We start from the raw sequence: 23,074 nt of genomic DNA, 5'->3' as shown, positions 1-23,074 counted from the left end.
TCATGAGTACTGCAACGCTGGTGTTAACCGCAGCCGGATCGGTCCTGCTGCTGCTGTTTTTAGTGATGAAGGCGCGAATGCACGCCTTTGTGGCGCTGATGCTGGTCTCGATCGGCGCCGGGCTGTTCTCCGGGATGCCGCTGGATAAAATCGCCGATACCATGCAGAAAGGCATGGGCGGCACGCTCGGATTCCTCGCTATTGTCGTCGCGCTGGGCGCGATGTTCGGTAAAATCCTGCACGAAACCGGCGCGGTCGATCAGATCGCCATCCGCATGCTGAAAACCTTTGGCGAAAGCCGGGCGCACTACGCCATGGGCATTGCCGGTCTGATCTGCGCACTGCCGCTGTTCTTCGAAGTAGCGGTGGTGCTGCTGATCAGCATCGCGTTTGCCGTGGCGCGCCGCACCGGGGATAACCTGGTGAAGCTGGTGATTCCGCTGTTCGCCGGGGTGGCTGCCGCCGCGGCATTTCTGCTGCCGGGGCCTGCGCCGATGCTGCTGGCTTCCCAGATGCACGCGGACTTTGGCTGGATGATCCTGCTGGGGCTGTGCGCCGCTATTCCGGGGATGCTGATTGCCGGGCCGCTGTTTGGTCGCTTTATCAGCCAGCACGTTGAGTTCGGCGTGCCCGAAGAGGGCGAGCACCCGGAGTTTGACGAGAGCAAGCTGCCCTCATTTGGCTTCAGCCTGTCGCTGATCCTGTTCCCGCTGATCCTGGTCGGGCTGAAAACCATCGGTGCGCGCTTTACCGCGCCGGGCACCAGCCTGTACGAGTGGCTGGAGTTTATCGGCCACCCGTTTACGGCGATCCTGCTGGCCTGCCTGGTGGCGATTTATGGCCTGGCTTATCGTCAGGGTATGGATAAAGAGCGCGTGATGCAGATTTGCGGCGCGGCGCTGCAGCCGGCGGGCATTATCCTGCTGGTGATCGGTGCGGGTGGCGTGTTCAAGCAGGTGCTGGTGGATTCCGGCGTGGGTCCGGCGCTGGGGAATGCGCTGACCGGAGCCGGTCTGCCAGTAGCGCTGGCGTGCTTTGTGCTGTCCGGTGCGGTGCGCATTATTCAGGGCTCGGCGACCGTAGCCTGCCTGACCGCCGTGGGCCTGATTATGCCGGTGATCGAACCGCTGCACTACTCGGGCGCGCAGCTTGCCGCGCTGTCGATCTGTATTGCCGGGGGCTCGATTATCTGTAGCCACGTCAACGATGCCGGTTTCTGGCTGTTTGGCCGCTTTACCGGCGCCACCGAAGCACAGACGTTGAAAACCTGGACGCTGATGGAAACTATCCTCGGTACCGTCGGCGCGATTATCGGCATGATTGCCTTTGAACTGTTGTCGTAATTGATGTTGCGGGTCGGGCATGCCCGCCCCCTACAAAACCGCAGGGGCGAGGCATACCCGACCCGTACAAAACCGCTGGGGCGAGGCATGCCCGACCCGTACAAAACCGCAGGGGCGAGGCATACCCGACCCGTACAAAACCGCTGGGGCGAGGCATGCCCGACCCGGACAAAACCGTAGGGGCGAGGCATGCCCGACCCGGACAAAACCGCAGGGGCGAGGCATGCCCGACCCGGACAAAACCGCAGGGGCGAGGCATGCCCGACCCGGACAAAACCGTAGGGGCGAGGCATGCCTCGCCCGCGATCGTCACAGTTTCAAATACGCGCGTATCCCATCCATAAACATCTGCGTCGCCAGCATAATCAAAATCAACCCCATCAGCCTCTCCAGCGCGTTCACGCCTTTATCCCCCAGCAGGCGCAGGAACAGCCCCGACAGCAGCAGGATCGCCACCGTAGCGCCCCAGGCTATCAGCAGCGCGCCCACCAGATGACCCATCTGATGCGGATACTGGTGCGACAGCAGCATCAGCGTCGCCAGCAGGGACGGCCCGGCCACCAGCGGGATCGCCAGCGGTACCAGGAACGGCTCTTCACCTGCGGATAATCCGCTGCTGCTGCTCTCCTGACCGGGGAAGATCATCTTAATCGCAATCAGAAACAGAATTATCCCCCCGGAGATCGACACCGTTTCCGTACGCAGGTTGAGGAAGCTAAGTATTTTTTCCCCGGCGAACAGGAACAGCAGCATAATCAGCAGCGCAATCAGCATTTCGCGCATCAGCACCATGCGTCGACGTTTCGGCTCCAGATGCTTTAATACCGACATAAAAATCGGCAAATTGCCCAGCGGGTCCATAATCAGCAACAATAATATCGTCGCCGAGATCATTTCGGTCATCGTCGTTGTTCTCTTTAATTATCAATGCTCACGCGTTATAAGCGTAGCTGCTAAAAAAACCGGCTTAATCGATTTAATTCACTTGCCACTTTTGCTGCACCTTGTAAGGTTTAACCCTATTTCTTTTATTAACTCTAACAGGTCAGGCGTTACTGGCGCAGCCAGTTTGCTTACCGCCAGCGCACAGCAACCGCAGCGTACTGTAGTACGTGAGGATTGCGCGCACTGCCGGGAGGCAAAATGGCAAGTAAAGTAGCCTGAAGCAGGTGCATGATGAAGACAGTTGGACTGGTAGGTTGGCGTGGCATGGTTGGCTCGGTACTGATGCAGCGCATGAGTGAAGAGCGCGATTTTGATGTGATCCGCCCGGTATTCTTTTCTACTTCTCAGCACGGCCAGGCCGCGCCGGAGTTTGGCGGGCGCCCGGCAGGCACGCTGCAGGATGCGTTTGATATTGAAGCGCTGAAGGCGCTGGATATCATCATCACCTGCCAGGGTGGCGATTACACCAGCGACATCTACCCTAAGCTGCGCGCGGCGGGCTGGAATGGCTACTGGATTGATGCGGCTTCCACTCTGCGCATGAAAGATGATGCCATTATCATCCTCGACCCGGTCAACCATAAGGTGATCCACGACGGCCTCGATAAAGGGATTAAAACCTTCGTCGGCGGCAACTGCACCGTCAGCCTGATGCTGATGTCGCTGGGCGGCCTGTTTGAAAACAATCTGATTGAGTGGGCGTCAGTGGCGACCTATCAGGCGGCTTCCGGCGGCGGCGCGCGCCATATGCGCGAGCTGTTGACCCAGATGGGCATGCTGCACAATCACGTGGCGAAAGAGCTGCAGGACCCGGCTTCTGCCATCCTCGATATTGAACGCAAAGTCACCGAGCTGAGCCGCACCGGCGTGCTGCCAACCGATAACTTCGGCGTGCCGCTGGCGGGCAGCCTGATCCCATGGATCGACAAGCAGCTGGATAACGGCCAGACGCGTGAAGAGTGGAAAGGGCAGGCGGAAACCAACAAAATTCTGCGTACCAGCAGCGTGATCCCAGTGGATGGCCTTTGCGTCCGCGTCGGTGCGCTGCGCTGCCACAGCCAGGCCTTTACGCTGAAGCTGAAAAAAGATGTGCCGCTGGGCGAAATTGAGCAGATGCTGGCTTCGCACAACGAATGGGTGAAAGTGGTGCCGAACGACCGTGAGATCTCCATGCGTGAACTGACCCCAGCCGCCGTGACCGGCACGCTGAACACCCCGGTTGGCCGCTTGCGTAAGCTGAACATGGGGCCGGAGTATCTCTCTGCCTTCACCGTCGGCGATCAGCTGCTGTGGGGCGCGGCCGAGCCGCTGCGCCGCATGTTACGCCTGTTGGTCGGTTAAAAGTTGTGACGCTTCCCCCGTTTTGACGCGGGGGAAGATGTCACCCTGTATCTTAGTGCTCCAGCGTTTTCACTAAAACCAGATCCACCCGTAATCTCTTTTCTGACGATCCTCTGCGTCAGATTTCAGCATCTTAACCGTGCCACGGGCGCTGCCCTCCGGCCTTTTTAAGAATGCACTTAGCTTCCTGCTTCTCGCCTCTACAACAACAAACGTGGATCTGAAAGAAATATATTTACGCTTTCAGGCAGGGTTATTGTTGTGCCCTGGCTATGCTTAAAACGTCACTCTCCCAGAATAATTTTGCTTTATGAACGGTTAGTTTGTTGCGCGCGGCGGCGGTTTTTTCCAAGGGAAGGTCCGGTCCTGCCAGCGTGATTTAGGCTCAATGAAGAGCAGTGCATGGGTTATGCCTTCCCTGGCTTAATTTTCGCCTGCCGACCATCACGGGAAGAAAGTCATGTCAGAGCTTGTAGATCGCAATGTTATCAATGCATTAGTTTCTGGTCATTTTGCTGACCCCTTTTCCCTGCTGGGTATGCACCAGACCGCAAGCGGTCTTGAAGTGCGCGCCCTGTTGCCGGATGCCACTGAAGTTTGGGTGATCGATACCCGTACCGGGCAAAAGTGCGTGCAGCTGGAGTGCCAGGACGCACGCGGTTTCTTTCATGGCGTGGTACCGCGCCGGAAAAATCCCTTTCGCTATCAGCTTGCCGTCACCTGGCACGGCGAGCAAAACCTGATTGATGATGCCTACCGCTTTGGCCCACTGCTGCCGGAAATGGACAGCTGGCTGCTGGCGGAAGGCACGCACCTGCGTCCCTACGAAACCATGGGGGCACATGCCGACGTCATTGATGGGGTGATCGGCACGCGCTTTGCGGTGTGGGCGCCGAACGCGCAGCGCGTCTCGGTGGTCGGCGAGTTTAACTTTTGGGACGGCCGCCGCCATCCGATGCGCCTGCGGCGGGAAATTGGCGTCTGGGAACTGTTTGTCCCCGCCGCCCGCACCGGGCAGCTGTATAAATTTGAGATCATCGACAAAGACGGCCAGCTGCGGCTGAAGGCTGACCCGTATGCCTTTGAAGCGCAGATGCGCCCGCAAACGGCCTCGATGATCTGCGGTATTCCGGAAAAAACCACGCTCTCGCCGGAGCGTCAGCGCGCCAACGGCTTTGATGCACCCATCTCGATATACGAGGTTCACCTCGGCTCCTGGCGTCGTCACACCGATAACCACTTCTGGCTCAGCTACAAAGAGCTGGCTGAGCAGCTGGTGCCCTATGTTAAAGAGATGGGCTTCACCCACCTTGAACTACTGCCGATCAATGAGCATCCGTTCGACGGCAGCTGGGGCTACCAGCCGCTGGGAATGTATGCGCCGACGCGCCGCTTTGGCACCCGCGACGAGTTCCGTGAGTTTATTACCGCCGCGCACCAGGCCGGGCTGAACGTGCTGCTCGACTGGGTGCCGGGCCACTTTCCATCCGATGATTTTGGCCTGGCGAAGTTTGACGGCACCGAGCTGTACGAGCACGGCGACCCGCGTGAAGGCTTTCACCAGGACTGGAACACGCTGATCTATAACTTTGGGCGCCGCGAGGTCAGCAACTATCTGGCGGGCAATGCACTCTACTGGGTGGAGCGTTTCGGCATCGACGGGCTGCGCGTGGATGCCGTGGCATCGATGATCTATCGCGACTACAGCCGCGCCGAAGGTGAGTGGGTGCCAAACCACCTTGGCGGGCGCGAGAATCTTGAAGCAATCTCTTTCCTGCGCTACACCAACCGCACGCTGGGCCACGCCGCGCCCGGCTCAATTACCGTGGCGGAGGAGTCGACCGATTTTGGCGGCGTGTCGCGACCGCAGGAGATGGGTGGGCTGGGCTTCTGGTTTAAGTGGAACCTCGGCTGGATGCACGACACTCTCGACTATATGTCGCTCGACCCGATTTATCGCCGCCATCATCACGACCTGATGACCTTCGGCATGCTCTACAACTACACCGAAAACTTTGTGCTGCCGCTGTCGCACGATGAAGTGGTCCACGGCAAGCGCTCGATCCTCGACCGCATGCCGGGCGATGCCTGGCAGAAGTTCGCTAACCTGCGCGCCTATTACGGCTGGATGTTCGGCTTCCCCGGCAAAAAGCTGCTGTTTATGGGCAACGAGTTCGCCCAGGGGAAAGAGTGGAACCACGACACCAGCCTGGACTGGCATCTGCTGGAGGGCGAGGACGGCTGGCACAACGGCGTGCAGCGGCTGGTGCGCGACCTCAACCACACCTATCAGGCTAACCCGCCGCTCTATCAGCTGGATTTCGACCCGGCCGGTTTTGAGTGGCTGGTGGTGGATGATTTTGATAACTCGGTATTTGTCTTTGTGCGCCGCGACCGCGACGGCAATGAGCTGATCGTCGCCAGCAACTTTACTCCCGTGCCGCGTTACGACTACCGCTTCGGGGTGTCTGGTGCCGGGCGCTGGCGTGAAGTGCTGAATACCGATTCCGGCCACTATCACGGCAGTAACAATGGCAATCTAGGCACCCTCATCACCGACGACTGGGGCAGCCATAACCGCAGCCACTCGCTGAGCATAACGCTGCCGCCGCTCGCTACGCTGTGGCTGGTGCGGGAGGCTGAATGACGCCCATCCGCAGCGGTGAGCCCTTTCCGCAGGGGGCCAGCTATGATGGCAGAGGGGTGAACTTCACCCTGTTTTCGCAGCACGCCGAGCGCGTGGAGCTGTGCCTGTTTGATGCTGCCGGTAGCGAAACCCGCGTTGATCTGCCGGCGCGCAGCGGGGATATCTGGCACGGCTATCTGCCCGCCGTGCGCCCCGGTCAGCGCTACGGCTACCGGGTACACGGCCCCTGGCAGCCGCAGATCGGCCAGCGCTTTAACCCGGCTAAGCTGCTGCTCGATCCGCGAGCGTGCGAAGTGGTGGGCGAGGTGACTGACCACCCGTGTTTCCAGTGTGGCGTGCAGCAGCCAGACCCGACTGACAGCGGGCCGCTGGCACCGAAAAGCGTGGTGCTGGCGAATGATTTCGACTGGGAAGATGATGTCGCGCCACGCATACCCTGGGGCAGCACGGTGATTTATGAGGCGCACGTGCGTGGGCTGACTAAACTCCATCCTGAGCTGCCGGAAGCGATCCGCGGCACCTACGCTGCGCTGGGTCATCCGGTGATGATTGACTATTTCAAGCGCCTCGGCATTACCACCCTCGAACTGCTGCCCGTCGCCAGCTTCGCCAGCGAGCCGCGCCTGCTGCGCCAGGGCTTAAGCAACTACTGGGGCTACAACCCGCTGGCCTGCTATGCGCTGGAGGCGCGCTACGCTTCCGGGCGTAATGAGCTGCACCCCAGGCGTGAATTTCAGCAGGCGGTGAAAGCGCTGCACAAAGCGGGGATTGAAGTGATCCTCGACGTGGTGTTCAACCATACCGCCGAGCTGGAAGAGACCGGCCCGACCCTGTCAATGCGCGGCATCGATAACCAGAGCTATTACTGGCTGGACGAGCAGGGCGAGTACCGCAACTGGACCGGCTGCGGCAACACGCAGAACCTCAGCCACCCTGCGGTGATGGCGTGGGCGCTCGACTGCCTGCGCTATTGGGTGGAGGAGTGCCATATCGACGGTTTTCGGTTCGACCTCGCCACCGTGCTGGGGCGCACGCCGGACTACCGGGCGGATGCGCCGCTGTTCCAGGCGATCGTCGCCGATCCGCTGCTCTCGGCCTGCAAGCTGATTGCCGAACCGTGGGACATCGGCCCCGGCGGCTACCAGGTGGGTAATTTCCCGCCACCGTTTGCCGAGTGGAACGACCATTTTCGCGATGCGGCGCGGCGCTACTGGCTGCACGGCGACCTCTCCAACGGCGATTTCGCCCGCCGCTTTGCCGGGTCCAGCGATGTGTTCCAGCGCGCCCAGCGCCAGCCCTCCAGCAGCATCAATCTGATCACCGCGCACGACGGCTTTACGCTGCGTGATGTGGTCAGCTACGGGCAAAAGCATAACGAGGCCAACGGCGAGGATAACCGCGACGGCAGTAACAGCAATTTCAGCCACAACCACGGCGTGGAAGGCTTGCATGCACCGTTGCTGGTTACCGAGCATCGGCGGCGCAGCGTGCATGCGCTGCTGACCACCCTGCTGCTGGCGCAGGGAACGCCGATGCTGCTGGCCGGGGACGAACACGGCCACAGCCAGCACGGAAATAATAATGCCTATTGCCAGGACAACCCACTGACGTGGCTGGACTGGCAGCGGCAAGACCGCGGTTTATTTGCCTTCACTGCCGCTTTGATCCATCTGCGTCGCCGCATCCCGGCGCTGCAGCAGGATAGCTGGTGGCAGGAGGGAGATGGCAACGTTGAGTGGCTGAACAGCCAGGGGCTGCCGCTCAGCGCTGCGGAGTGGGAGCAGGGTGTGCACCGTTTGCAGATCCGGCTTTCACAGCATTGGTTGATAACCTGCAACGCCACCGAAGAAGTGTGCGACCTGGTGTTACCTCAGGGGCAATGGCATGCCATTCCTCCCTTCGCCGGGGATGATAACCCGATTCTGTTAACTGTCTGGCATGGAGCCGCGCACGGTGTGTGCGTGTTCCAGAAACAATCATAAATAGGAGTCAGACATGAGCAAATTAGATAAGAACGACCCTGTCATGCTGGCAAGACAATTGCCAACCCAAACTGTCGCCCTGATCCTCGCTGGCGGTCGCGGAACGCGCTTAAGAGACCTGACTGCCAAACGCGCTAAGCCCGCCGTTCACTTCGGCGGTAAATTCCGCATCATCGACTTTGCGCTCTCCAACTGCCTGAACTCCGGCATCCGGCGCATCGCGGTGATCACCCAATATCAGTCGCATACGCTGGTGCAGCATATCCAGCGCGGCTGGTCTTTCCTCAATGAAGAGATGAATGAGTTTGTCGACCTGCTGCCCGCCCAGCAGCGCCTGTCGACGGAACACTGGTATCGCGGCACGGCGGATGCGGTGACGCAGAACCTCGATATCATCCGCCGCTATCGCGCCAAGTACATCGTGATCCTCGCCGGGGACCACATCTACAAGATGGACTACTCGCGCATGCTGATCGACCACGTCGACAGCGGCGCGCGCTGCACCATCGCCTGCCTGCCGGTGCCGCTGCATGAGGCCAGCGCCTTTGGCGTGATGAAGGTGGATGACGACAACAAAGTGGTCGAATTCCTTGAGAAACCGGACAGCCCGCCGTCGATGCCCGGCGATGACAGCAAAGCCTTAGCCAGCATGGGCATCTACGTCTTTGATGCCGACTACCTTTACGGGCTGCTGGAAGATGACATGGAGCTGCCGGAGTCGAATCACGATTTTGGCAAAGATCTGCTGCCGAAAATCGTTGCCAGCGGTGAGGCGTTCGCACACTCCTTCAGCCTCTCCTGCGTGCAGCAGGATGAGACGGCAGAACCTTACTGGCGCGACGTCGGCACGCTGGAGGCCTACTGGAAAGCTAACCTCGATCTTGCCTCGGTAATGCCTGAGCTGGACATGTACGACAGCAGCTGGCCTATCCGTACCCATATGGAGCCGCTGCCGCCGGCCAAGTTTGTGCAGGACCGCTCGGGCAGTCACGGTATGACGATGAATTCACTGGTATCGGGGGGCTGCATTATCTCCGGTTCGGTGGTAGTGAACTCGGTGCTGTTCTCACGGGTTCGGATTAACTCCTTCTGCAATATTGAGTCGTCGGTATTACTGCCGGACGTGGTGGTGGGTCGCTCCTGCCGCCTGCGCCGCTGCGTGATTGACCGCGCCTGCGAGCTGCCAGAAGGGACGGTGATTGGCGAAAACCCGGACGATGATGCCCGACGTTTCCACCGGTCTGAAGAAGGAATAGTGCTGGTCACCCGGACGATGCTGGCGAAGCTCGGATGGCGTTAGTCAGGTATGTGCTTGAATAAAGGAGCCGATAATGCAGGTGTTACATGTCTGTTCAGAAATTTTCCCGCTGCTGAAAACCGGCGGGCTTGCTGATGTTGTTGGGGCATTACCGGCGGCGCAAATTGCGGAAGGCACCGATACCCGGGTATTAATTCCAGCGTTTCCGGCGCTGAAAAAAGGCATCCCCAACACCGAGGTGGTGGCGAAGATGCAAACTTTTGCGGGCGAAGTTGAGCTGCTGTTTGGGCACTTCAATGGGGTGGGGATCTACCTGATCGATGCGCCGGGCCTGTACGAGCGGCCCGGCAGCCCGTATCACGATGAGTCGCAGTTTGCCTATACCGATAACTACCTGCGCTTTGCGCTGTTAGGGTGGGTGGGGTGTGAACTGGGCTGCGGGCTGGATAGCCACTGGCGGCCCGATGTGGTGCACGCGCATGACTGGCATGCTGGCCTGACCTGTGCCTATCTGGCCGCTCGCGGGCGCCCGGCGAAGTCGGTGTTTACCGTGCACAACCTCGCCTATCAGGGGCTGTTTAAAGCGCACCACCTGGAAGAAATTCAGCTGCCGCAGTCGTTCTTCAATATGCACGGGCTGGAGTTCTTTGGTCAGATCTCCTACCTGAAAGCCGGGCTGTTTTACGCCGATCACATTACCGCCGTCAGCCCGACCTACGCGCGCGAGATAACCCTGCCGGAGTTCGGTTACGGCATGGAAGATCTGCTCAAACAGCGTCAGCTGGAGGGCAGGCTGACGGGGATCCTGAACGGTGTCGACCCGGAAATCTGGGACCCGCAGCAGGATTTATTGTTAAGCGCACGTTATAACCGTGACGTACTGGAAGCGAAGCAGGAGAATAAGCGCCAGCTGCAGGTGACGATGGGGTTGAAGACCGACGATAAAGTGCCGGTCTTCGCCGTGGTCAGCCGCCTGACCAAGCAGAAAGGTCTCGACCTGGTGCTGGAAGCGCTGCCCGGACTGCTGGAGCAGGGTGGACAACTGGTGCTGCTGGGGGCGGGGGATGCGGATATCCAGCAGGGATTCCTCGCCGCTGCCGCCGAGTATCCCGGCCAGGTGGGGGTGCAGATTGGCTATCACGAAGCGTTCTCGCACCGCATCATGGGCGGTGCCGATGTGATAATGGTGCCGAGCCGTTTTGAACCGTGCGGGCTAACGCAGCTCTATGGCCTGAAATACGGCACGCTTCCGCTGGTGCGGCGCACCGGGGGGCTGGCCGACACGGTCAATGACAGTTCGCTGGAAAATTTAGCCGATGGCATCGCCAGCGGCTTTGTATTTGAAGACAGTAACGCCTGGTCATTACTGCGTGCTATCCGACGTGCTTTTGTACTCTGGTCCCGTCCTTCATTGTGGCGCTACGTTCAGCGTCAGGCGATGGGGATGGATTTTAGCTGGCAGGTGGCTGCGGTGGCCTACCGCGATCTCTATCAACGTTTGTTGTAACCAGTAAATGGGAAAATTGATATGAACGCACCTTTCTCCTACGCCTCCCCGACGCTCAGCGTAGATGCACTTAAGCACTCGATTGCCTATAAACTGATGTTCACCATCGGTAAAGATCCCTCAATCGCCAACAAGCATGAGTGGCTTAACGCCACGCTGCTGGCGGTGCGAGACCGCATGGTGGAGCGCTGGCTGCGATCAAACCGTGCGCAGCTGTCGCAGGACGTGCGCCAGGTATACTACCTGTCGATGGAGTTTCTGGTCGGGCGCACGCTGTCGAATGCGCTGCTGGCGATGGGTATCTATGACGATGCCAAAGCGGCGCTTGATGAGATGGGGTTTGACCTCGAAGAGCTGATTGAAGAAGAGAGCGACCCCGGCCTGGGCAACGGCGGTTTGGGCCGCCTGGCGGCCTGCTTCCTCGACTCGCTGGCAACCCTCGGCCTGCCGGGGCGCGGCTACGGCATCCGCTACGAATACGGCATGTTTAAGCAGAATATCGTCGACGGCCGCCAGGCCGAGTCGCCGGACTACTGGCTGGAGTACGGTAATCCGTGGGAGTTCGAGCGCTTTAACACCCGCTACAAAGTGCGCTTCGGCGGGCGTATCCAGCAGGAGGGCAGCCGCGCCCGCTGGGTGGAAACCGAAGAGGTGCTGGCGACCGCGTATGACCAGATTATCCCCGGCTACGACACCGATGCTACCAACACGCTGCGGCTGTGGGGCGCGCAGGCGAGTAATGAAATTAACCTCGGTAAGTTTAACCAGGGGGATTACTTCGCGGCGGTGGAAGATAAAAACCACTCTGAGAACGTGTCGCGCGTGCTCTACCCGGATGACTCCACCTACTCAGGCCGCGAGCTGCGCCTGCGCCAGGAGTATTTCCTGGTGTCTGCCACGGTGCAGGATATCCTCCACCGCCACTGGGCGATGCACCAGACCTTTGACAACCTCGCGGACAAAATCGCGCTGCACCTCAACGATACTCACCCGGTGCTGGCGATCCCCGAGCTGATGCGCTTATTGATCGACGAGAACAAATTTACCTGGGACGATGCGTTCGAAGTCACCTGTCAGGTGTTCTCCTACACCAACCACACGCTGATGCAGGAAGCGCTGGAAACCTGGCCGGTGGATATGATCGGCAAGATCCTGCCGCGCCATCTGCAAATCATCTTTGATATTAACGACTACTTCCTGAAGACCATTCAGGAGTATTACCCGGATGACTGGGCGCTGCTGTCGCGGATTTCGATCATCGACGAGAACAACGGCCGCCGCATTCGCATGGCGTGGCTGGCGGTGGTGGTCAGCCACAAGGTCAACGGCGTCTCCGAGCTGCACTCCAACCTGATGGTGCAGTCACTGTTTGCCGACTTCGCCACCCTGTTCCCCGGCCGCTTCTGCAACAAAACCAACGGCGTGACGCCGCGCCGCTGGCTGGCGCTGGCCAACCCGGCGCTCTCCGACGTGCTGGATGACACCATTGGCCGCAACTGGCGTACCGAGCTGAGCCAGCTCGCCGAGCTGGAGCAGCACATCGACTACCCGGAGTTTATTCAGCAGGTCAGCGCCGCCAAGCTGGCGAATAAAAAGCGCCTTGCCGCCTGGGTGAGTCAGAAGATGGATATCGTTATCGATCCGCGCGCGATGTTCGATGTGCAGATCAAGCGTATCCACGAGTACAAGCGCCAGTTGCTCAACGTGCTGCATGTCATCACCCGCTATAACCGCATCAAAGCGGACCCGACCGCCGACTGGGTGCCGCGCGTGAACATCTTCGCCGGGAAAGCCGCCTCGGCTTACTTTATGGCGAAGCATATTATTCATTTGATCAACGACGTGGCGCAGGTGATCAATAACGATCCGCAGGTGAAGAACAAGCTGAAGGTGGTGTTTATTCCCAACTACGGCGTCAGTATCGCGCAGATCATTATTCCGGCGGCCGATCTCTCCGAGCAGATTTCGCTGGCGGGCACCGAGGCTTCCGGCACCAGTAACATGAAGTTTGCGCTTAACGGCGCGCTCACTATCGGTACGCTGGACGGGGCTAATGTCGAAATGCAGGAGCACGTCGGTGAGGAGAATATCTTTATCTTCGGTAACACCACGCCGCAGGTGGAGGCGCTGCGCGCCAGCGGCTACAACGGGCGTGATTTTTATGAGAAAGATGCCGAGCTGCATCAGGCGCTGACGCAGATCGCTACCGGGCTATTCAGCCCGCAGGAGCCGGGGCGCTACCACAATATCTTTGATTCGCTGGTCAGTCTTGGCGACCACTATCAGCTGCTGGCCGACTACCGTAGCTATGTGGATATGCAGGATGAGGTGGATAAGCTGTATCGCAATCAGGAGGAGTGGACGCGTCGTGCGGTGCACAACATCGCCAATATGGGCTACTTCTCGTCGGATCGTACCATCCAGGAGTATGCGGATGAGATCTGGGCGATTAAGCCGGTGCGGCTGTAAAGCGTGATTGACGGGTCGACCGGAAAAAAAGGTCGACCCCTACACGGAATATAGGTAGAGGGCGACCTTTTTCGGTCGCCCTCTCTTTTATGACGCCAGCGACAGTACCGTGGGTTTTTTTCCGTGCTGCGCCAGCCATTCGGTGACGCGCGCCTGCTGTTGATCGTTCAGCCACATCCCCTCTTTGGTACGGCGCCAGATAGCATCATCGGTAGCACGCACCCACTCATGATCCACCAGGTAACGCAGCTCCGCCTCGTAGAAGTGGTGACCAAACAGCTCGCCGAGATCTTCCAGGCTGGTGGTATCCTTCAGCAGCACTTCGCTATTGCTGCCGTAGGTGCGCGCATAGTGACGTGCCATCGCTTCCGTAATGAACGGGAAGCGGCGACGCAGGCTGGCGGCGTAATCTTCACGCGTACCGGCGAAGTTTCCGCCCGGCAGCACGCAGCTTTTGGTCCAGGCCGCTCCGATATTCGGATAATACTTGCTGAGTTTTTCCATCGCATGCTCGGCCAGCTTACGATAGGTGGTCAGCTTGCCGCCAAACACCGAGAGCAGCGGCGCCTGACCGGCATCGTCGTGCACGTCGAGCGTGTAGTCACGGGTAATGGCCTGCGGAGAATCGGATTCATCATCACACAGCGGACGCACGCCGGAGTAGGTCCAGACGATATCGTCTTTCACCAGGTCCTGTTTGAAGTGCGCGTTAAACACTTTGAGCAGATAGTCGATCTCGTTATCGTCAATCTTCACGCTCTGCGGATCGCCCTTATACTCCACGTCGGTGGTGCCGATAATCGAGAACTCGTCCATCCACGGGATAACAAACACAATACGGTTATCTTCATTTTGCAGAATGTACGCCTGCTTCTGGGTATGCACGCGCGGCACCACAATGTGGCTGCCTTTGATCAGGCGGATACCGTAAGGGGATTTCAGCTTCAGGCTGTCATCAAACAGCTGCTTCACCCACGGGCCGGCGGCATTCACCAGGCCTTTTGCCTGCCAGGTGAAGGTTTTGCCGCTGTCGACGTCTTCGGCTTCCACCTTCCACAGGCCGTTTTCACGCCATGCGCGCGTCACGCGGGTGCGGGTACGCACTTCGCCGCCGCGCTTTTCAATTTCCTGCGCGTTGAGCACCACCAGGCGCGCATCATCCACCCAGCAGTCGGAATATTCGAAACCGCGCACGATTTCCGGTTTTAATACCGAATCTGAGCCAAAGCGCAAACTTTTACTGCCCGGCAGGCTGGTGCGTTTGCCCAGATGATCGTACATAAACAGACCCACGCGGATCATCCACGCCGGGCGCAGGTGCGGGCGGTGCGGCAGGCGGAAACGCATCGGGAAAGCAATATGCGGCGCCATTTTCAGCAGTACTTCACGTTCGGCCAGCGCTTCGCTCACCAGACGGAATTCGTAATGTTCCAGATAGCGCAGGCCACCGTGGATCAGTTTAGAACTGGCGGAAGAGGTGGCGCAGGCGAGGTCATGCGCCTCCAGCATCAGCACCGACAGTCCGCGCCCGGCAGCATCAGCCGCAATACCGGCACCGTTAATGCCGCCGCCGATTACGATCAGATCTTTGGTTTCCACGTCATCTCCTCCGATGTTCGGAATCTTTCAATAATGTTCGTTTTCGAGCATTATATTAGTCGGAAACCAACATTGATGCCAGCGTTAACCTAATAAAAACATTTATGCGTGATGCAGGTAACATAATTAACCCAAGAAAAAGGCTTTCTCCCCGATCACTGCCGGGTTATTGTGCGCTGCCTTCGGGCTACAATGGGAACTTATTCGCTCCCTTTTTTAGCTTGTTACGAGAACCCACCATGGAACAATTTGAGTGCATCAGCGTGCAGCAGGCACAGCAGAAACTGGCTGACGGCAGCGCGCTGCTGGTCGATATTCGTGACCCACAAAGTTACGCAGCCGGGCATGCTAGCGGCGCATTTCACCTGACGAATGACTCCCTTCCCGCCTTCCTTGCCCGGGCTGAATCTACCCCGGCAGTGCTGGTGATGTGCTACCACGGCAACAGCAGCAAAGGGGCCGCGCAGTACCTGCTGACCCAGGGTTTTGCCGAGGCTTACAGCATTGACGGCGGTTTCGATGCCTGGCGCAGCGCCTTCCCCAGCCAGGTAGACGCGCAATAACGCGCATTTTTGCTCGCGGCGTTACCCCTGCAACTTGTCGGGTGAAAAAGCTATACTGCCGCCTTTGTTTGCTCAGGATTAAAGGAAGCCGTCCTAACTATGCGCATTACTCACTTTACGCATCTGCGCCCGGCACAGGCGTTCGTTGACTATATGGCCACGCGCGGCGTTACGCTGCGCATCGAGCACGACAGCGGTTATACGCTGTGGCTGGATGACGAATCGCAGCTGAATGTGGTCGAAAACGAACTTAACCTGTTTATCCGCGACCCTAACCATGTGCGCTACCAGGCGGCGAGCTGGCAGAGCGGCACCACTGACAGCGGCATTCAGTATCAGCATACCTCCCTGATGGCCAACGTGCGCGACCGCGCCGGGCCGTTAACCCTGCTGATCATGGCCGCCTGTATTCTGGTGTTTATCCTGATGCAGGTTTTTGGCGACCAGCCGGTGATGCTGGTGCTGTCCTGGCCGGATGCCGATCAGCATCTGGAGCTGTGGCGCTGGTTCAGCCACGCGCTGCTGCACTTCTCTATGCTGCATATTCTGTTTAACCTGATGTGGTTCTGGTATCTCGGCGGCGCGGTGGAAAAACGCCTCGGCAGCGGTAAGCTGTTGGTGATCGCCCTGATTTCGGCGCTGCTGAGCGGCTGGATGCAGGCGAAGTTCAGCGGCGTGTTGTTTGGCGGCCTCTCCGGCGTGGTGTATGCGCTCATGAGCTACAGCTGGCTGCGCGGCGAGCGCGACCCGCAAAGTGGGATAGAGCTGCAGCGCGGACTGATGGCGTTTGCCGTCCTCTGGCTGCTGGTGGGCTACTTCGGTTGGTTTGGCCTGTCGATTGCCAATGCCGCACATGTGACTGGCCTGCTGGTCGGGCTGGCAATGGCGTTTGTCGATACGCGACAGTTAACAAATAGGGGACGCGAGTGAAGCAGACACAACGACACGACGCCATTATCGAACTGGTGCGTCGTCAGGGCTATGTCAGTACCGAGGAGCTGGTGGAGCACTTTGTAGTCAGCCCGCAGACTATTCGCCGTGACCTGAACGACCTGGCGGAGCAGAATAAGATCCAGCGTCATCACGGCGGTGCGGCGCTGCCTTCCAGCTCGGAAAACAGCGCGTGGCAGGATCGTAAGATGATGTGGTCAGCGGAAAAAGCGCGCATCGCTCAGCGCGTTGCCAGCCAGATCCCGGACGGTGCCTCGCTGTTCATTGATATCGGCACCACGCCGGAAGCCGTGGCGCACGCGCTGATGAACCATAACAATCTGCGCATTGTGACCAATAATCTCAACGTGGCGGTACTGCTGATGGCGAAGCCGGATTTCCGGCTGATCCTCGCGGGCGGAGAAGTGCGCACCCGCGACGGGGGAATTATGGGGGAAGCGACGCTCGACTATATCTCTCAGTTCCGCCTCGACTACGGCATTCTTGGCATCAGCGGCATCGACCTTGACGGCTCGCTACTCGACTTCGACTATCATGAAGTGCGCACCAAGCGCGCCATTATCGAAAACTCGCGCTGCGTGATGCTGGTCGCCGACCATTCAAAGTTTGGCCGCAATGCCATGGTTAACCTCGGAAATATGAGCTTGATCGACTATCTGTTTACCGATGAAGCACCGCCGCCGAGCGTGATGAAAACCATCGAGCAGCACGAAGTGCATCTGGAGCTGTGTTAACCCGTTATGATGCGTTACGCGTAGGGGCTGACCCTCTGTTTTGGTCAGCCCGACGGGTCGACCAGAAAAGCGGTCGACCCCTACAAATGTGGTCGACCGTTCAATTCACACCCATCCCCATCAAATGCAGCAGCTGCTGCGCCTGCTGTACCGCTTGCTGACGGTGAACCACGCCCAGCTTCTGATACAGGTTACGAATATGCGTTTTGATCGTGGTGGCCGCCACGTCCAGCTCGCCAGCGATCTGATCGTTGCTGTAGCCGGAATAAATCAGCCCCAGCACCTGCCACTCGCGCAGCGTCAGCGGGCTGGTACGGATCAGCTCCGGCACCTGCGGATGCGTCAGCAGTCGGGTGACAAAGGTTTCGTCAAAGTGGGCAAACTTGTGGCGATGATGCTGGTTGATGTCGCGCAGGATGCGCTGCGCCCGGCGCTGCTCCATCTCCGGCAGCGTGTTCAGCTGGATAAGCTGGCGCAGCTGCTGCGCCATCGCTTCGCCCTCCACCACAAAATGGCTGATAAAGCCGGTGCGGTTCGCCAGCGTCAGCGCCTCAATCAGCGCCTGCTGAGCCTCGCTTTTGCGCCCGGCCTGCCAGTAAAGCGCATTGGCCAGCAGCAGGTTGCGGTTGAGGTCGCTGGTAAGCTGAAGGCGGCGCGCATTGTCATTCAGCTCGTCCAGCACCACTTCCGCCTCGTCAAGCTGCCCCAGCATAATCTGGGCGCGGGCGATATTGCGCCACTGCCCCTGCAGGAAATGGTTATCGGCGTCCGCCGGTTTCTGCGTCAGCCGCAGCCAGTTGGCGGCGGCGCTGCGGTCCTCGTTCATCTGCCAGTAAATCACCCGCGCTTCATCGGCGTTGGTTACCCAGTCGCTGTGATAGTGGCCGTTGCTGAGCAGATTTTCACAGCGCGTCAGGTAGCGGCGGGCATTATCGAGATCGCCACGTGCCAGCGCGCATTTCGCCAGCACCGAAAGGCACTGCAGCTGCTGCTGCGGGTGGAAGTTTTCCAGCACCTTCAGCCCGGCGCGCGCGGATTTCTCCGCCTCGTCAAGATTGGCCCACGACAGCAGCAGCTGGGCGCGGATGCGCAGCAAAAACTCGTGCATCGGCAGCTGCTCCAGACCTTCCTCGGCGATCAGCCGGAAAGCCTGCTCCTGGGTATCCCAGGCGGTTTGCAGATAGCCCTGAGCAATAAGGATTTCGCTCTGCTGCAGCAGTGCCCACAAAGCATAATGGCAGACGCCCTGCTGACGGGCCATCTGCGCGGTCTGCTGCATCATCGCCAGCGCCTGCGCCAGCTCGCCGCGGCAGTGCAGCACTTCGCCGCGCACCGAGGTCGCCACTATGCGGCTGAAGTCGCAGGAGAGCGGCAGCGTATCGAGCGCCAGCGTGGCGAGGCGGTCGGCCTCATCCGGGCGCCCGGCGTTGATCGCCACCTGGGCGCGCAGGGCATTGAACTCGGCGCTGAGTAGCGCATCGACCGTCACCTTTTCCAGCGCCATCTCCTGTTCGGCGCGCGCCAGCAGCAGGTCAACTTCATCGTAGCGATGCTGGCTTTGCGCCAGCCAGGCCTGCAGCAGGATCAGGCGCGGATGGTCGACCAGCTGACGCCACGGCAGCGCCTTCAGCCCTTTTTCCAGCAGCGTCAGTTCGCTGTGGTTGAACAGCGTCCAGGCGTGACGCAGCAGGATATCGCGCAGCAGGGCGGTATCTTCCGCCGCCAGCGCGTGGTGAATCGCTTCGCCGGCATAGCCCAGCGCCATCCAGCCCTCGGCGGCGGCGCGGTGAATGGTGTGCAGTTCGCTGCCCAACTCCCACTGGCAGCGCTGACGCAGGAAGGAGGCAAACAGCGGGTGGAAGTTAAACCACTCGCCGCTCTCATCCATGCGCTGTAAAAATAGCCCCTGGCGCTCCGTCTCTTCCAGCCGCCGCTGGCCGTTCTCTTCGCCGGTCAGGCGGGCGATCAGCGCATCGTTCATTGAGCGCAGCACCGAGCTGCGCAGCAGGAAATTACGCGTGCCTTCGTCAACGCAGTCCAGCACCTCGTCGACCAGATAGTCGGAAAGGTGGCTGGCGTTAATCCCGGCCAGCCGCTGTGCCGACTGATGCGCCGGGGTGTTTGACTGGCGTGCCGACAGCGCAATCAGCTGCAGGGCGGTCGCCCAGCCAGCCACTTCATCGCACAGGCGCTGCGAATCAACGTCAGCAATGGGCTGCTGCAGGCGAGCGGCAAAAAAGGCGCCGGTTTCCTGATGCGTAAACGCCAGCGACTGGCTGTTGATCTCCAGCAGCTGATCGCGCACGCGCAGGTTGGCAATACCCAGCGAGGGCAGGTTGCGCGACAGGATCACCAGCGTCAGGTTCTCGGGCTGATGACGGATAAAGAAGCGCATCGCCTGGTGAATGGCGTCATTGGTCAGCAGGTGGTAGTCGTCAATCACGATCGACAGCGGGCGCTGCCATTCGGACAGCTCAATAAACAGCTGAGCGAACAGCCCGTTGAGGCTGGCGTACTGACGTTTTTGCGCCAGCGCTTCGCTGCGCACGCAGTGGCCGTCCGTTGCCTGCTGCACCGCAGCCATAAAATAGCTGGCGAAGCGCTCAGGATAGTTGTCGCTGTCGTCGAGGGAGTACCAGCCCAGGCCACTCTTTTCTGCCGCCCACTGGGCGATGAGTGTGGTTTTGCCATAGCCAGCCGGGCTGGTCACCAGTACCAGCCGATAAAGGTTGCTGTTGGACAGCCGGGCGATCAGGCGATCGCGCAGCAGCGTGTTCTCTAACCTTAGGGGTCTGCTTAGTTTTGCTGGTATCAACATGAGTTACACTTCATTGTGTGATGATACATCGTGAAATAATGGGAATTATTTTACAGCGCGTAATTAAGACACCATTGACCATCAACCCGGTTATTGCAAGACAGAGCGATCGCGGATGCTCGGTAAGTTGCACCTCATCACATTTCCTGACGTAATTTTTACTGCGCGCGACGCTGGCGCGATCAATTGAATCACCCATAATTACATCAGCAGCACGCTTCCTCCCCCATCTTGCTATCCGGGCGTGCAGTCACACCTGCACCCCCTGACCGTGCGCTTTTCCGGGCTGCCCGCCCGGCAGGTTGAGTCCCTCTAGTTGCTTTTTTTGATTTATTTTTGGCTCATCGCATGATGCGGTGAGCTTTTTTTCGTTTTGCCGTCTTAACTCTATTCTGGGGCTAAATTTTCAGCTACGCCCTGTCACTCCTCCCTGATAAAAAATGCCGGAGGAGGATGTTCTGTCATTCCGCAACGTTAGCATGTGCGCATAAGTAACTAATTTAAGAGGGACGGTATGTCGCAACAGAAATTCAATAAGGCACGTTTCGACGCTGCCTTGACGCGTCAATGGCAGCATTTAGGGTACTCCTCTGCCAGTGAGATGACCTCCCACCAGTGGTGGCAGGCGATAAGCGGGGCGCTGGCGGAACTGCTGGCCGCGCAGCCGGTGGTGAAAAGCGCCAGGACACAGCGCCATGTGAACTACATCTCCATGGAGTTTCTGATTGGCCGTCTGACCGGTAATAACCTGCTGAACCTCGGCTGGTATGACGAAGTGAAGGCGGCACTGGCAGAGCATCAGCGCGACCTGAGCGAACTGCTGGAAGAGGAAGTGGATCCGGCGCTGGGCAATGGCGGTCTGGGGCGCCTTGCCGCCTGCTATCTCGACTCGATGGCGACCGTCGGCCAGTCGGCAACCGGCTACGGTCTTAACTATCAGTACGGTCTGTTCCGCCAGTCGTTCAACGACGGCAAGCAGATTGAAGCCCCCGATGACTGGCATCGTGCCAGCTATCCGTGGTTCCGCCATAACGCGGCGCTGGATGTGAACGTCGGTATCGGCGGTAAAGTGGTGAAAACCGGCAATGGCGGCTTGCGCTGGGAGCCGGACTTCACCCTGCGCGGTGAAGCCTGGGATCTGCCGGTTACCGGCTATCGCAACGGCGTGGTGCAGCCGCTGCGCCTGTGGCAGGCGGTGCATGCTCATCCTTTCGACCTGACGCTGTTTAACGAGGGGAAATTCCTGAAGGCGGAGCAGCAGGGCATTGATGCGGCGAAGCTGACTAAAGTGCTGTATCCCAACGACAACCATCAGGAAGGCAAGCGCCTGCGCCTGATGCAGCAGTATTTCCAGTGCGCCTGCTCAGTGGCGGATATTCTGCGCCGTCACCACCTGGCCGGGCGCAGCATCCATCAGCTGCCCGACTTTGAAGTTATCCAGCTGAATGATACTCACCCGACCATCGCCATCCCGGAAATGCTGCGCGTGCTGCTCGATGAGCATCAGCTGAGCTGGGATGACGCCTGGGCCATTACCAGCCGCACCTTTGCTTACACCAACCACACGCTGATGCCGGAAGCGCTGGAGCGCTGGGATGAGAAGCTGGTACGCAGCCTGCTGCCGCGCCACTTTACGCTGATCAAAGAGATCGACCGCCGCTTTAAAAAGTTGGTCGATAAGCAGTGGCCGGGCGATGAGAAAGTGTGGGCGAAGCTGGCGATTGTGCATCACAAACAGGTGCGCATGGCCAACCTCTGCGTGGTCAGCGGCTTTGCCGTTAACGGCGTGGCGGCACTGCACTCGCAGCTGGTGGTGAAAGATCTGTTCCCGGAATATCACCAGCTGTGGCCGCAAAAATTCCACAACGTCACCAACGGCATTACGCCGCGCCGCTGGCTGAAGCAGTGTAATCCGGCGCTGGCCGGGCTGATTGACGACACGCTGAAGGTAGAGTGGGCCAACGATCTTGCTGCCCTGCAGGGGCTGGAGAAGTTTGCCGACGATAAGGCATTTCGGAAAAAATATCGCCAGATTAAACACGATAACAAACTGCGGCTGGCGGCTTACATCGAGCAGCGTACCGGCATTGTAGTCAATCCCAACGCGCTGTTTGATGTGCAGATCAAGCGCCTGCATGAGTACAAACGCCAGCACCTCGGGCTGATGCATATCCTCTCGCTGTATAAGCGGCTGCGCGACAATCCCCAGCTCGACGTGGTGCCGCGCGTGTTCCTGTTCGGTGCCAAAGCTGCGCCGGGCTACTACCTGGCGAAAAATATTATCTACGCCATCAACAAAGTGGCGGAGAAGATTAACCAGGATCCGCTGATCGGCGACAAGCTGAAAGTGGTGTTTATCCCCGATTACCGCATCACCGCCGCTGAGCTGATGATCCCGGCAGCGGACCTGTCGGAGCAGATCTCGACCGCCGGTTATGAAGCCTCCGGTACCGGCAATATGAAGCTGGCGCTGAACGGTGCGCTGACCGTGGGAACGCTGGACGGCGCCAACGTCGAGATCGCCGAGCAGGTGGGTGAAGAGAATATCTTTATCTTCGGCAACACCGTCGATGAGGTGAAGGCGCTGAAAGCGGGCGGCTATGACCCGATCAAGCTGCGTAAAAAAGATAAGCACCTCGACAGCCTGCTGAAAGAGCTGGAGAAAGGCTTCTTTAGCGATGGCGACAAGCACGCCTTCGATATGATGCTGCACAGCCTCGGCAAGGGGGGCGATCCCTGGCTGGTGCTGGCCGATTTTGCTGAATACTGTGCGGCGCAGCTGCAGGTGGAAGCGCTGTATCGTGACCAGGAAGCCTGGACGCGTGCGGCCATTCTTAACACAGCCCGTACCGGGATGTTCAGCTCGGACCGTTCGGTACGCGACTACCAGCAGCGTATCTGGCAGGCAAAACGCTAA

Annotated in this window: 14 protein-coding genes; 11 read left to right on the top strand and 3 right to left on the bottom strand. The window is 59.1% G+C overall.

Going from position 1 to position 23,074, the window contains the following annotated elements; all coding sequences use genetic code 11:
* Positions 1–2: 2 nt before the first annotated feature.
* Positions 3–1,343: a gluconate transporter gene (gene gntU / locus J2Y91_RS06635; RefSeq protein ID WP_062818500.1), complete on the top strand. Its 1,341-nt coding sequence runs from the start codon at positions 3–5 to the stop codon at positions 1,341–1,343.
* A 309-nt stretch (positions 1,344–1,652) separates the two neighbouring features.
* Here gntU and J2Y91_RS06630 read toward each other — a convergent pair whose 3' ends face one another.
* The gene (locus tag J2Y91_RS06630) at positions 1,653–2,246 is read right to left on the bottom strand and encodes a YhgN family NAAT transporter (protein WP_133622527.1); all 594 of its coding nucleotides are present in this window, start codon (positions 2,244–2,246) and stop codon (positions 1,653–1,655) included.
* A 273-nt stretch (positions 2,247–2,519) separates the two neighbouring features.
* Between J2Y91_RS06630 and asd the strand changes: the two genes are divergently transcribed.
* The 6 genes from asd to glgP all read left to right on the top strand — a co-directional run bounded on the left by asd (position 2,520) and on the right by glgP (position 13,492).
* Complete coding sequence (gene asd, locus J2Y91_RS06625) at positions 2,520–3,629, top strand: aspartate-semialdehyde dehydrogenase (protein WP_133624994.1); 1,110 nt, start codon at positions 2,520–2,522, stop codon at positions 3,627–3,629.
* 460 nt (positions 3,630–4,089) lie between these two features.
* Complete coding sequence (glgB, locus tag J2Y91_RS06620) at positions 4,090–6,276, top strand: 1,4-alpha-glucan branching enzyme (RefSeq protein WP_133622528.1); 2,187 nt, start codon at positions 4,090–4,092, stop codon at positions 6,274–6,276.
* Positions 6,273–8,258: a glycogen debranching protein GlgX gene (gene glgX, locus J2Y91_RS06615; protein ID WP_133622529.1), complete on the top strand. Its 1,986-nt coding sequence runs from the start codon at positions 6,273–6,275 to the stop codon at positions 8,256–8,258. The genes glgB and glgX overlap by 4 nt, the downstream gene beginning before the upstream one ends.
* A 13-nt stretch (positions 8,259–8,271) precedes the next feature.
* Positions 8,272–9,558 (top strand): glucose-1-phosphate adenylyltransferase, encoded by a 1,287-nt coding sequence (gene glgC / locus J2Y91_RS06610; protein WP_133622530.1) that lies wholly within the window; start codon positions 8,272–8,274, stop codon positions 9,556–9,558.
* A gap of 31 nt (positions 9,559–9,589) precedes the next feature.
* Positions 9,590–11,023 (top strand): glycogen synthase GlgA, encoded by a 1,434-nt coding sequence (gene glgA, locus J2Y91_RS06605; protein ID WP_133622531.1) that lies wholly within the window; start codon positions 9,590–9,592, stop codon positions 11,021–11,023.
* A gap of 21 nt (positions 11,024–11,044) precedes the next feature.
* Positions 11,045–13,492 (top strand): glycogen phosphorylase, encoded by a 2,448-nt coding sequence (gene glgP, locus J2Y91_RS06600; RefSeq protein WP_048917710.1) that lies wholly within the window; start codon positions 11,045–11,047, stop codon positions 13,490–13,492.
* Between the two features lie 87 nt (positions 13,493–13,579).
* Here the strand turns inward: glgP and glpD are convergent, their stop codons facing one another.
* Positions 13,580–15,091: a glycerol-3-phosphate dehydrogenase gene (glpD, locus tag J2Y91_RS06595; RefSeq protein ID WP_133622532.1), complete on the bottom strand. Its 1,512-nt coding sequence runs from the start codon at positions 15,089–15,091 to the stop codon at positions 13,580–13,582.
* A 239-nt stretch (positions 15,092–15,330) separates the two neighbouring features.
* Here glpD and glpE point away from each other — a divergent pair, with 239 nt between their 5' ends.
* From glpE to J2Y91_RS06580, 3 genes are all read left to right on the top strand, one after another.
* Positions 15,331–15,654 (top strand): thiosulfate sulfurtransferase GlpE, encoded by a 324-nt coding sequence (gene glpE, locus J2Y91_RS06590; protein WP_133622533.1) that lies wholly within the window; start codon positions 15,331–15,333, stop codon positions 15,652–15,654.
* A 99-nt stretch (positions 15,655–15,753) separates the two neighbouring features.
* Positions 15,754–16,584 (top strand): rhomboid family intramembrane serine protease GlpG, encoded by an 831-nt coding sequence (gene glpG / locus J2Y91_RS06585; RefSeq protein WP_133622534.1) that lies wholly within the window; start codon positions 15,754–15,756, stop codon positions 16,582–16,584.
* Positions 16,581–17,339, top strand: coding sequence for a DeoR/GlpR family transcriptional regulator (locus J2Y91_RS06580; RefSeq protein WP_133622535.1), 759 nt, complete (start codon positions 16,581–16,583; stop codon positions 17,337–17,339). Before glpG ends, J2Y91_RS06580 begins: the two co-directional genes overlap by 4 nt.
* 100 nt (positions 17,340–17,439) lie before the next feature.
* Here J2Y91_RS06580 and malT read toward each other — a convergent pair whose 3' ends face one another.
* Positions 17,440–20,157 (bottom strand): HTH-type transcriptional regulator MalT, encoded by a 2,718-nt coding sequence (gene malT, locus J2Y91_RS06575; RefSeq protein WP_133622536.1) that lies wholly within the window; start codon positions 20,155–20,157, stop codon positions 17,440–17,442.
* Positions 20,158–20,671: 514 nt separating this feature from the next.
* Here malT and malP point away from each other — a divergent pair.
* The gene (gene malP, locus J2Y91_RS06570) at positions 20,672–23,074 is read left to right on the top strand and encodes a maltodextrin phosphorylase (RefSeq protein ID WP_133622537.1); all 2,403 of its coding nucleotides are present in this window, start codon (positions 20,672–20,674) and stop codon (positions 23,072–23,074) included.

The sequence above is a fragment of the Erwinia aphidicola genome, from assembly GCF_024169515.1.
GTDB lineage: Bacteria > Pseudomonadota > Gammaproteobacteria > Enterobacterales > Enterobacteriaceae > Erwinia > Erwinia aphidicola.
This window is presented reverse-complemented; position numbering and strand designations above follow the sequence as displayed.